8 protein-coding genes are annotated in these 11,882 nt (G+C 75.3%); 7 read left to right on the top strand and 1 reads right to left on the bottom strand.

Annotated elements, in window-relative coordinates; genetic code table 11:
- Positions 1-5: 5 nt before the first annotated feature.
- The 7 genes from BLP29_RS13645 to ligA all read left to right on the top strand — a co-directional run bounded on the left by BLP29_RS13645 (position 6) and on the right by ligA (position 11,032).
- Positions 6-1,541, top strand: coding sequence for an ATP-dependent DNA ligase (locus tag BLP29_RS13645; RefSeq protein WP_092805339.1), 1,536 nt, complete (start codon positions 6-8; stop codon positions 1,539-1,541).
- The gene (locus BLP29_RS13650; protein ID WP_092805341.1) at positions 1,538-2,926 is read left to right on the top strand and encodes an MFS transporter; all 1,389 of its coding nucleotides are present in this window, start codon (positions 1,538-1,540) and stop codon (positions 2,924-2,926) included. The genes BLP29_RS13645 and BLP29_RS13650 overlap by 4 nt, the downstream gene beginning before the upstream one ends.
- A complete protein-coding gene (locus tag BLP29_RS13655; protein ID WP_092805343.1) occupies positions 2,923-4,119 on the top strand; it encodes a cysteine desulfurase family protein in 1,197 nt (398 codons plus the stop codon). The genes BLP29_RS13650 and BLP29_RS13655 overlap by 4 nt, the downstream gene beginning before the upstream one ends.
- Positions 4,116-5,201, top strand: a complete 1,086-nt coding sequence (gene mnmA / locus BLP29_RS13660; RefSeq protein WP_207798493.1) for a tRNA 2-thiouridine(34) synthase MnmA — start codon at positions 4,116-4,118, stop codon at positions 5,199-5,201. Before BLP29_RS13655 ends, mnmA begins: the two co-directional genes overlap by 4 nt.
- 288 nt (positions 5,202-5,489) lie before the next feature.
- On the top strand, positions 5,490-7,691 hold the full coding sequence (locus BLP29_RS13665) for a bifunctional metallophosphatase/5'-nucleotidase (RefSeq protein WP_092805345.1): 2,202 nt from the start codon (positions 5,490-5,492) through the stop codon (positions 7,689-7,691).
- Positions 7,675-8,718, top strand: a complete 1,044-nt coding sequence (locus BLP29_RS13670) for a methionine synthase (protein WP_092805347.1) — start codon at positions 7,675-7,677, stop codon at positions 8,716-8,718. Before BLP29_RS13665 ends, BLP29_RS13670 begins: the two co-directional genes overlap by 17 nt.
- 37 nt (positions 8,719-8,755) lie before the next feature.
- Complete coding sequence (ligA, locus tag BLP29_RS13675) at positions 8,756-11,032, top strand: NAD-dependent DNA ligase LigA (RefSeq protein ID WP_092805349.1); 2,277 nt, start codon at positions 8,756-8,758, stop codon at positions 11,030-11,032.
- Positions 11,033-11,035: 3 nt separating this feature from the next.
- On the opposite strand, the gene BLP29_RS13680 is transcribed toward ligA, so the two are convergent.
- A complete protein-coding gene (locus tag BLP29_RS13680; RefSeq protein ID WP_092805351.1) occupies positions 11,036-11,695 on the bottom strand; it encodes an ACT domain-containing protein in 660 nt (219 codons plus the stop codon).
- Positions 11,696-11,882 lie beyond the last annotated feature (187 nt).

Below are 11,882 nucleotides of genomic sequence, written 5' to 3' on the forward strand. Positions count from 1 at the left end.
GGCCGGTGCTGCTCGCCGACGTCGTGTCCACCTCCGCCGCGGTCGGCGCCACCCGCGCCCGGACGGCGAAGAGCGCCGCGGTGGCCCAGCTGCTCCGTGCAGCCGCCCCCGACGAGGTCGGCCCGGTCACCGCGTGGCTCTCGGGTGCCCCGCGCCAGGGCAAGCTCGGCGCCGGCTGGCGCACCCTGTCCGGCGTCGACGCCCCGCCCGCCGCCGAGCCCACCCTCGCCGTCGTCGCCGTCGAGACCGCGCTCGACGAGCTCGCCGCCGTCTCCGGCGCCGGCTCCACGGCCCGTCGCGGCGGGCTGCTGGCCGACCTGTTCGGCGCCGCCACCGCCGACGAGCAGTCGTTCCTCCTCCGCCTGCTGGGCGGCGAGCTGCGGCACGGGGCGCTGGAGGGCGTCGTGCTCGACGCCGTCGCCGCGGCCGCCGACGCGCCCGCGGCCGTCGTCCGCCGGGCCTTCTTCCTGTCCGGCGAGCTGCCCGCGGTCGCCGAGCTCGCCCTGGGCGGGGGCGTCCTCGCGCTCGAGGCCGTCCGCCTGGAGGTCGGCCGCCCGCTGCGGCCGATGCTGGCCTCGCCGGCCGACGACCTCGCCGACGCGCTGGGTGAGGGGGACGTCGTGGTCGAGCAGAAGATGGACGGCGCCCGGATCCAGGTGCACAAGGACGGCGACGACGTGCGCGTGTGGACCCGCAGCCTGAAGGAGATCACCGCGCGGGTGCCCGAGCTCGTCGCCGTCGTCCGGGGGCTGCCCGCCCGGCGGCTGGTGCTCGACGGCGAGACGCTCGCGCTCACCGACGACGGCCGCCCGCGCCCGTTCCAGGAGACCGTTGCCCGGTTCGGCGCCGACGCCGGGCAGCTGCTGCTGCGCCCGTTCTTCTTCGACTGCCTGCACGTCGACGGCGCCGACCTGGTCGACGAGCCGCTGTCGGCCCGGCACGAGGCGCTGGCCCGGGTCGCGGCGGCGCACCGCATGCCCGGGGTCCCCCGACCCACCCCCGAGGAAGCCGCGGCGTTCCAGGCCGACGCGCTCGCCGCCGGGCACGAGGGCGTCGTCGTCAAGACGCTGTCCAGCACCTACGCCGCGGGACGGCGGGGGAGCGCCTGGCGCAAGGTCAAACCGGTGCACACCCTGGACCTCGTGGTCATCGGGGCCGAGTGGGGCTACGGCCGGCGCACCGGCTCGTTGTCGAACATCCACCTCGGCGCGCGCGACCCCGACGGTGGCGAGCCCGTGATGGTCGGCAAGACCTTCAAGGGCATGACCGACGAGCTGCTCGCGTGGCAGACCCGCACCTTCCCCGACCTCGTCACCGCGACCGACGGGGGCGCGGTGACCCTGCGCCCCGAGCTCGTGGTCGAGATCGAGCTGGACGGCGTGCAGCGCAGCCCCCGCTACCCGGGTGGTGTCGCGCTGAGGTTCGCCCGGGTGCTGCGCTACCGACCCGACAGGGGCCCCGCCGACGCCGACACGATCGACGCCGTCCGGGCGCTGCTGCCGGGAAGGTCTCCGGCAGCCGGCGGGTTGCCCCCGGGGTGAGCGGACCGGGCGTCTTCGACCGGCGGCACCGGTCGACCACCACCGGGCTGCTGGTGCTGGTCACGTTCGTGGCCTTCGAGGCGATGGCGGTCGCCACGGCCATGCCGACCGCGGTCACCGAGCTCGACGGGCTGGCCTGGTACGGCTGGCCGTTCACCGCCTTCCTGGTCGCCCAGGTCGTGGGCATGGTGGTCGGGGGAGAGGTCGGCGACCGCAGAGGCCCCCGCGCTGCCCTGCTGGCCGGTGTCGCGGTGTTCGCAGCCGGTCTGCTGGCCGCGGGCCTGGCGGCGGACATGGCGCTGTTCGTGCTCGGCCGGGCGGTGCAGGGCCTCGGCGGCGGGCTGATCTCGGTCTCGATCTACGTCGTGGCCGGCGCGGCCTACGAGGCCCGGCTGCGGCCGGCGCTGTTCGGCGCGCTGTCCGCGGCGTGGGTGGTGCCGGCGCTGGTGGGGCCGCTCGTCGCCGGGGTGCTGACCGCTGCGGCAACCTGGCGGCTGGTGTTCCTGGGCATCCTGCCGCTGGTGGTCGTCGGGTTGGCGCTCGTGCTCCCGGCCCTGCGGAGCCTCACTGCGCCGTCGGCACCCGGCGGCGGGGGCCCCGGGCGGCGGTGGTGGGCGGTGCTCAGCGGCGTCGGCGTCGGGGCGCTGCAGTACGCCGGCCAGCGGCTGGACCTGGTCGCCGTCCCGATCGCGGTGGTCGGGCTGGCCGCGCTGCTAGTCGGCCTCGGCCGGCTGCTGCCGCGCGGCACGGGCCGCGCCGCCCGGGGCCTGCCCTCGGTCGTGGCGTCCCGGGGCCTGCTGGCCGGGGCGTTCTTCGGGGTCGAGTCCCTGATCCCGTTCTCCCTCACCACGCTGCACGGCTACCCGGCCACGACGGCCGGGGTGCCGCTGACCGCTGCGGCCCTCGGCTGGTCGCTGGCCTCGGCGCTGCAGGGGCGTCGGCCCGACCTCTCCCGGGTGCGGCTGCTGCAGGCCGGCTTCGTGCTCGTCACCGTCGGGGTGGCCGGCACCGCGCTGGTCGCCGTCCCGGGGCTGCACGGCTGGGCCACCTACGTGACCTGGGCGGTGGCCGGCACCGGCATGGGGCTGGGCATGAGCAGCGTCGGCGTGCTGCTGCTGGAGCAGTCGCCCGAGCACCGGCGGGGTGCGGACTCGGCGTCCCTGCAGATCGCCGACGTCACCGGCAGCGCGGTCTGCATCGGCGCCGTCGGCGTCCTGCTCGCCGCCGCGACGGCCGGGTCCCTGCCGCTCACCGCCGCCGTCCTGGCCGCGGTCGGCGGGTTGACCGGCGTCGCCGTGCTCGGCGCCCTGGTGGCCGGGCGCTGCCGTGCGGTGGACGACGGGGCCGGCGCGCGGGCGGGCGCGACTACCCTGGCGGCGTCATGACCTACCTCGACCACGCGGCGACCACCCCGATGCTGCCCGAGGCGATCGCCGCGATGGCCGAGCAGCTCGCCCGGGTCGGCAACGCCTCCTCGCTGCACGCCAGCGGCCGCGCCGCACGCCGCACGGCCGAGCAGGCGCGCGAGCAGCTCGCCGAGGCGCTGGGCGCCCGGCCGTCGGAGGTGCTGTTCACCGGCGGGGGCACCGAGAGCGACAACCTCGCGGTCAAGGGCATGTTCTGGGCCCGGCGCGACGCCGACCCCCGGCGCACCCGCATCGTGGTCAGCCCGGCCGAGCACCACGCCGTCCTGGACAGCGTCGAGTGGCTGGTCGAGCACGACGGCGCGCAGGTCACCTGGCTCGACGTGGCGCCCACCGGCGAGGTCACGGCCGCGGCGCTCACCGAGGCGCTGGGCGACGGCCAGGACGTCGCGGTCGCCAGCGTCATGTGGGCCAACAACGAGATCGGTGCCGTCAGCGACCTCACCGCGCTGGCCGCGGCCGCGCACGCGGTCGGCGTCCCGATCCACACCGACGCCGTGCAGGCCGTCGGGCAGGTGCCGGTGGACGTCGCGGCCAGCGGCGTCGACGCCCTCACGATGACCGGCCACAAGCTGGGCGGGCCGATGGGTGCCGGGGTGCTCGTGCTGCGCCGCGACGCCGACTGCACCCCGCTGCTGCACGGTGGCGGCCAGGAGCGCGACGTCCGCTCGGGCACCCTCGACGTCGCCGCCATCACCGCGCTCGCCGTCGCCACCACCACGAGCGTCGCCGGCCGGGTCGAGCGTGCGGCCCGGGTCGCCGCGCTGCGCGACCGCCTGGTCGCCGGTGTGGTCGAGCTGGTGCCCGACGTGCAGCTCAACGGCCCGGCGCTGGACTCCGTCGTGGCCGGCGGACCGGGGCGGTTGCCCGGCAACGCGCACCTGTCCTTCCCCGGCGCCGAGGGCGACGCACTGCTGATGCTGCTCGACGCCAACGGCATCGAGTGCTCCACCGGCTCGGCCTGCAGCGCCGGTGTCGCCCGGCCCAGCCACGTGCTGCTGGCCGCCGGCGCCGACCCCGACCGCGCCCGCAGCTCGCTGCGGTTCAGCCTCGGCCACACCTCCACCGACGCCGACGTCGACGCCGTCCTGGCGGTCATCGCCCCGGTGGTCGAGCGCGCCCGCCGCGCCGGGCTGGGGCGGCGGTCGGCGTGAGGCTGATCGCCGCGATGAGCGGCGGTGTCGACTCCGCGGTGGCCGCCGCGCTGGCGGTCGAGGCCGGGCACGACGTCACCGGCGTGCACCTCGCCCTCTCGCAGCAGCGCGCCCAGCTGCGCAGCGGCTCGCGGGGCTGCTGCAGCGTCGAGGACGCCGACGACGCCCGCCGGGTCGCCGCCGAGCTCGGCATCCCGTTCTACGTGTGGGACATGGCCGACCGGTTCGCCGAGGACGTCGTCGACGACTTCGTCGCCGAGTACGCCGCCGGCCGGACGCCCAACCCCTGCCTGCGCTGCAACGAGAAGATCAAGTTCGCCGCGGTGCTGGACCGGGCGCAGGCGCTGGGCTTCGACGCGGTCGTCACCGGCCACCACGCCCGGCTGGCCGACGGGCAGCTGCGGCGCTCGGTCGACGCCGCCAAGGACCAGAGCTACGTGCTCGGCGTGCTCACGGCGCGGCAGTTGGCCGGCGCGGTGTTCCCGCTGGGCTCGATGACCAAGGACCGCGTGCGCGAGATCGCGGCCGAGCGCGGCTACGCGGTGGCGACGAAGCCCGACAGCCACGACATCTGCTTCATCCCCGACGGCGACACCCGCGGGTTCCTCGACCGCCGGCTGGGCGAGGCGCCCGGACCGGTGGTCGACGCCGGTACGGGAGCCGTGGTGGGGGAGCACCGGGGCACCCACGGCTTCACCATCGGGCAGCGCAAGGGCCTGGGCATCGCGGTCGGCGACCAGCGTCCGCGCTACGTGCTCGGCATCGAGCCGGTGACGCGCACGGTCACGGTCGGCACGGCCGAGCAGACCGGGGTCGACGAGGTCCGCACCGGCACCCCGACCTGGGCCGGCCCGGTCCCGGCGTGGCCGCTGGAGGCCCAGGTGCAGCTGCGCGCCCACGGGGCGGCGGTGCCGTGCACGGTGACCGAGGACGACGGCGGGCTGGTGATCGCCCTGCACACCACCCAGCGCGGTGTGGCCCCCGGGCAGTCCGCGGTGCTGTACGAGCCCGACGCCGAGCGCGGCGACCGGGTGCTGGGTCAGGCCGCAGTGCTGCGCGCCGGGGCCCGCTCGACCGTCTGAGTCGAGAAGTCGACAGATCGACACCACGACACCGCGGGTCCGCGCGGGTCCGCGCGGGTCCGCGCGGGTCCGCAAATGCTGGTCCCGTGCGCCCGGACGCGGGCGGTGCGGGCGGGCCGCATTTCCATCCGGTGAACGACGGGCATCGGTTCACAGCAGCCCCTTGGTTTCGTCACGGGCCCGGGCTAGGTTCGCGAACGGCGAGATGGTTCGCCGAGCTACTTAGTCATGCTCCGTGACCGATCCGTCACCCAGGGTCGAGATGGGGCTCCGGGCCCTGGAGGACCCTTGCGCCGAACGCGCCTCACCCTCGCCGCGACGCTCATCGCGTCCGCCGGCCTCGTCGTCCTTCCCGGGACGGCATCCGCGGCGCCGGCCCCGGCCGACGTCCCGGTCCAGTTCCTCACGGTCAACGACCTCCACGGGCGCATCGCGACGCCCGCGGCCGACAACCGCGACGGCCAGATCACCCTCGACGGCCAGGCGACGCTGGTCGGCGGCGCGGGCAACATCGCCACCGCCGTCGGCCAGGCGCGAGCCTCGTTCACCGCGGCCGGGGGTACGGCGGACTCGTCGGCACTGATCGGCATGGGTGACCTCGTCGGCGCGTCCCCGTTCGAGTCGGCGGCCTTCCGCGACGAGTCCACCATCGAGGTCCTCAACTCCATGGGCATGGCCGTCTCGGTGGTCGGCAACCACGAGTTCGACCGCGGCACCGACGAGCTGCGCCGCATCTCCGGCGCCACCGACGGCACGTACACCGACGGCATCCAGGCGTGCGCCGACGTCGGGCTGCCCTCCGACTACTGCTTCCCCGACAGCCAGGGCCAGCGGTTCGCCGGCACGGACTTCCCCTACCTGGCCGCGAACGTCGTGGTCAAGGGCACGACCACGCCGATGCTGCCGCCCTACGAGATCCTCGAGGTCGGTGGCGGCCAGCGGGTCGGCGTCATCGGCGTGGTCACCGAGACCACCGACACCATCGTCGCGCCCACGGGGATCGCCGACGTCGACTTCATCGACGAGGCCGAGGCCATCAACCGGTGGGCGGCCGTGCTGCAGGGTCAGGGCGTGCAGTCCATCGTGGCCCTGGTGCACGAGGGCGGTACCCCCGAGACGCCCGCACAGGTGTCCGGGTGCGGTCAGCTGACCGGCCCGATCGTCGACATCAACAACCGCACCAGCGCTGCGGTCGACATCGTGCTCTCGGCGCACACCCACCAGAACTACAGCTGCTACCTCGCCGACCCGGCCGGCCAGCCCCGCCTGGTCGCCCAGGCAGGCTTCTACGGCCGCGAGCTCGGTGACATCCGGTTCGTCATCGACGGCGCCACCGGCGACGTCGACCGGCTCTGCGGCACCTACACCGCCACCAACGTGCCGGTCCTGCAGTCCCTGCCCGACGACGCGCCGACCCAGGCCATCGTCGACTACTGGGTGGCGAAGGCGGCGACGGTCGGCAACCAGCAGGTCGGCAGCACGTCCGCCCCGCTGAACCGCGACTCCGCCCGCACGTCGGAGTCCCCGCTGGCCAACACCATCGCCCAGGCCCAGCTCGAGGCACTGCGCGACGACCCGTCCGGCGCCTACGAGGACGGCACAGCCAGCTACGGCGGGGCGCCCGTCGTCGCGTTCATGAACCCGGGCGGGGTGCGGGCGAACATCGACCAGGGCCCGGTCACCTACAACGAGGCGTTCACCGTGCAGCCCTTCGGCAACTACGTGAACGCCGTGACGCTGACCGGTGAGCAGCTGCGGCTCGTGCTCGAGCAGCAGTTCATCACGCCGGCCCGCAGCACCCAGCTGTTCATGGGCACGTCGGAGGGGTTCCGTTACAGCTACGACCTGGCCCGGGCGCCCTACGACCGCGTCGACCCCGCCTCGATCCAGATCGACGACCCCGCGACGCCGGCGCAGGACTTCGCCACGGTCAGCGCAACCGCCACCTACCGGGTCGTCATGAACTCGTTCCTGGCCACCGGCGGTGACAGCTTCTCCGCCTTCACGCTCGGGACCGAGCCGGTCACCGGCCCGGTCGACGTCGACACCTTCATCGACTTCCTCGACCGCAACCCGAACTACGTGCCCGTCTCGGGCGCAGCCGGCACGCCGAACGGCGTCCACGCGACGAAGGTGGACAACAGCACCTGGGCGACCGCGCCGCTCGCGCCGCCGGCCGGTGGGGGCAGCGGTGGCGACAACGGCGGGACCGCCACCGCCACCGGGATCAGCGGCGCCCTCGGCGTCGCCGCGGCCGGGTACACCTGCACCGCTGCCCCGGGCACGCCTGACCCGGGCACCGGCACCCCGGGCACGCCTGCGCCGGGCACCCAGCCGGTCGCGCACCCGGGCAACGGCATCGCCGCGGGGCAGCTGGCGAACACCGGTGCCGCCACCGGGCAGCTGACCGTGCTCGGCGTCGGCCTGCTGCTGGCCGGCGGGGTCGCCACCGCGGCGGGCTACCGTCGCGGGCGTGGCGTCACCCGGTAGTCCCGAGCACGACAGCACCTCCGGCACCACCGACCCGAGGCCGGTCCCCACGTCACCGTGGGGGCCGGCCTCGGGCGTCGGTTCGCTGCCGGGCGTCGACCCGGCCGAGGCCGTGCGGCTGGTCGTGGGGGAGCTGCCCGGCTTCGCCCACCTCCCGGAGCTGCCTGCGCGTGGCGCCGGTGCCGACATCGTGGGTCGCACGGCGGCCTTGCTGGTCGACGTCGCGGTCGACCTCACCCCGGCCGGCTGGCGCCTGGTGCCCCGCCCGGGTCACGACCTGCGCCGTGCGCAGGAGTTCCTGGCCCGCGACCTCGACGCGCTGCACGACGTCGCCGGTGACTGGACCGGCCCGTTCAAGGTCTCCGCCGCCGGCCCCTGGACGCTGGCCGCATCGCTCGAGCGCAGCCGCGGCGACCGGGCCGTCGTCGACCCCGGGGCCCGCCGGGACCTGGCCCAGTCCCTCGCCGAGGGCCTGCGGGCGCACGCCGCAGCGGTCGCCGCCCGTGTCCCGGGCGCCACCGTCGTCGTCCAGGTCGACGAGCCGTCGTTGCCGGCCGTGCTGCAGGGCGGGCTGCCGACCGCCAGCGGCTTCGGCAAGCTGCCGGCCGTCGAGGAGCAGGTCGTGCTGGAGGAGACCACCCGCTTCCTCGCCGACCTCGACCGCCCGACGGTGGTGCACTGCTGCGCGCCGCGGGTGCCGCTGACCCTGCTGCGGGCGGCCGGCGCCGAGGCCCTCTCGTTCGACCACTCGCTCGTGCGCGACCTCGACGCGATCGGCACCGCGGTCGACGGGGGCACGCACCTGCTGCTCGGCGTCGTGCCCGGCACCGACGCCGTGCTGCCCGCGCCCAAGGTGACCGCGGCCCGGCTGCAGGCCTGGTGGAGCGAGCTGGGCTTCCCCGCCGAGCAGCTCCACACCGCAGTGACGCTGACCCCCACCTGCGGGTTGGCCGGGGCGTCCCCGGCCCACGCCCGAGCGGCGATGGCCCACGTCCGCGAGGCGGCCAGGTACCTGTTGCCGGACTGAGTTTTCTTGTCGGTGGGCCCGGATACCGTCTCCGACCGTGAGCACCGAGGCCGAGTCCGGCGACGTCGAGACCACCGACACCCCCGACGTCACGGCCGCGACCGAGCGCGCCGACGTCACCGAGGTGCCCGAGGCCGCCCGCGAGGAGCACCGCGAGCTGTCCGAGGAGCTCGACCGGCTGGCGTTCGCCTACTACGTCAAGGACGCCCCGCTCGTCAGCGACGGCCAGTACGACGAGCTGATGGGCCGGCTGAAGACGCTGGAGGGCGAGCACCCGGCGCTGGTCACGCCCGAGTCGCCGAGCCAGAAGGTCAACGGCGGCTTCGGCGCCACCTTCTCCCCGGTGACCCACCTCGAGCGCATGCAGAGCCTGGACAACGCGTTCAGCTCCGACGAGCTGTCGGCCTGGGCCGCCCGCGCCGACCGCGACGGCGCCGCCGGTGCCGGGTACCTCTGCGAGCTCAAGATCGACGGCCTGGCCATCGACCTGGTCTACGAGCACGGTCGGCTCGTGCGGGCGGCGACCCGGGGCGACGGCACCACCGGCGAGGACGTCACGGCGAACGTCGCCACGATGGCCGACGTCCCCCAGCAGCTCTCCGGCGACGACGTGCCCGAGCTGGTCGAGGTCCGCGGCGAGGTCTACTTCCCGGTCGCCGCGTTCGCCGAGGTGAACGCCGCCCAGGTCGAGGCCGGCAAGGCCCCGTTCGCCAACCCGCGCAACGCCGCAGCCGGGTCGCTGCGGCAGAAGGACCCCCGGGTCACCGCCAGCCGGCCGCTGCGCCTGCTCGTGCACGGCATCGGTGCGCGCACCGGCTTCGAGCTCGAGCGCCAGTCCGAGGCCTACGAGAAGCTCAAGGCGTTCGGCCTCCCCACGAGCGAGCGCTACGAGGTGGTGCCCGACCTCGAGGCCGTCTGGGCCTACATCGAGCGCTACCGCGAGCAGCGGCACTCCGTCGAGCACGAGATCGACGGCGTCGTGGTCAAGATCGACCAGGTCGCCCTGCAGCGCAGGCTCGGCTCCACCAGCCGGGCCCCGCGGTGGGCGATCGCGTTCAAGTACCCGCCCGAGGAGGCCACCACCAAGCTCCTGGACATCCGGGTGAACGTCGGGCGCACCGGCCGGGTCACCCCCTTCGGCTACATGGAGCCGGTCAAGGTCGCCGGGTCGACCGTGCAGCTGGCCACTCTGCACAACGCCAGCGAGGTCGAGCGCAAGGGCGTGCTCATCGGCGACACCGTCGTCATCCGCAAGGCCGGCGACGTCATCCCCGAGATCCTCGGCCCGGTCGTCGACGTGCGCACCGGCGACGAGGTCCCGTTCGTCATGCCCTCGCACTGCCCCGAGTGCGGCACCGAGCTGCGGCACGAGAAGGAGGGCGACGCCGACATCCGCTGCCCCAACGCACGGTCCTGCCCGGCCCAGCTGCGCGAGCGCGTGTTCCACGTCGCCGGCCGGGGGGCCTTCGACATCGAGGTGCTCGGCTACGAGGCGGCCACCTCGCTGCTGGCCAGCGGGCTGCTGGCCGACGAGGGCGACGTCTTCTCCCTCACCGCCGAGCAACTGCTGCAGGCCGACTTCTTCACCAAGAAGGACGGCTCGCTGTCGGCCAACGGCCAGCGGCTGCTGACCAACCTGCAGACCCGCAAGGACGTCCCGCTCTGGCGCGTGCTGGTCGGGCTGTCCATCCGGCACGTCGGCCCCACCGCCGCACAGGCGCTGGCCCGCGAGTTCCGCTCGATGGACCGGCTGATGGCGGCCACCGAGGAGGAGCTGGCCGCGGCCGACGGGGTCGGCCCCACCATCGCGGCGGCCGTGCGCGACTGGTTCGCCGTCGACTGGCACCTGGGCGTCGTGGAGAAGTGGCGCCGCGACGGCGTGCGCATGGAGGACGAGGCCTCCGACGCCGGCCCCGGCCCGCTGACCGGTGTCACCGTCGTCGTCACCGGCTCGCTGCGCGACCACAGCCGCGACCAGGCCATCGCCGCCATCCAGCAGCGCGGCGGCAAGGTCACCGGATCGGTGTCGAAGAAGACCGGCTTCGTCGTGGTCGGCGCCGACCCGGGCAGCAAGTACGACAAGGCCGTGCAGGTCAAGGCGCCGGTCCTCGACGACGACGGCTTCGCCGTGCTGCTCGAGCAGGGCCCCGACGCCGCCCGCGAGGTCGCGACCATCGGTGACGGCACCGAGCCGCCCGCCGAGACAGACCCCGAGGGCGCCGGGGAGGCCGCCGGGCCCGCCCCCGAGAAGGCCGGTGGGTCCGAGCCCGAGAAGGTCGCCGGGCCCGAGCCGGCTGCGCGGGAGGGGGCCTGACCCTCAGGTCGGGGGCAGGCGGGTGACGGTCGCGGCGATGCCGAGCAGGTGGGCCAGCCGGGCCAGCTCGGACCGGCGGAACGCCGGCCCGCCCGAGCGACCCAGCAGCACCGCCGCGTCGCCGTCGTACGGCACGGCCATCATCTCCACCGCCATGTCCCGCCACAGCTCGGGCACCCACGCGCCCTCGCTGGGCAGCAGGGCCGGTGCGGCCAGCGGCAGCCAGGGCAGGGGCACCCCGTCCAGCCCCGGTGCGGCCGGGGAGGCGGCCACGACGGCGGCGCCGTCCCCGCTGCCGACCAGCACCGCGGCCCAGCCGGCGTGCAGCACCCGGGGCAGCCCGTCGGCCAGCAGCTGCTGGGTGCCGCCGTCGGCCCGGCCCAACGACTCCAGCAGTTCGAGCTCGCGGTAGGTGTCCAGCTGACCGGCGAACGGGCGCAGCGACTCGACGACCACCCCCGGCACCGTGGTGACCGCCGTGATCAGGCTGTCGGCCACCCGGTCCTCGGCGAGCTCGACGACGATGTCGTCGACGGCCACGCCGTTGCCGCGCTCGAGCACGTCGACCGACACGATGTCGATGCCCGCCCGGCCCAGGGCCGTGGCGACGGCCCCCAGGATGCCGGGGCGGTCGGGCACGACCAGCCGCAACAGGTAGGACACGGCAATCCTCCGCAGACGTGGTCGGAGCACGGGGGCCGACCGGGTGCCGATCGCCGTCGATCGAGGGACGCCGACAGCCTGCCCCATCCCGGGCCCGGGAAGCCAATCCCGTGCGCGGCGGGGCGTCACGCACGGTCCCCGTAGAGTGGACGGTCGGGATCGGCCCCGCCGACCACCCCCGCACCGC

The sequence above is a fragment of the Klenkia marina genome, from assembly GCF_900101025.1.
In the GTDB taxonomy this organism is placed as follows: domain Bacteria; phylum Actinomycetota; class Actinomycetes; order Mycobacteriales; family Geodermatophilaceae; genus Klenkia; species Klenkia marina.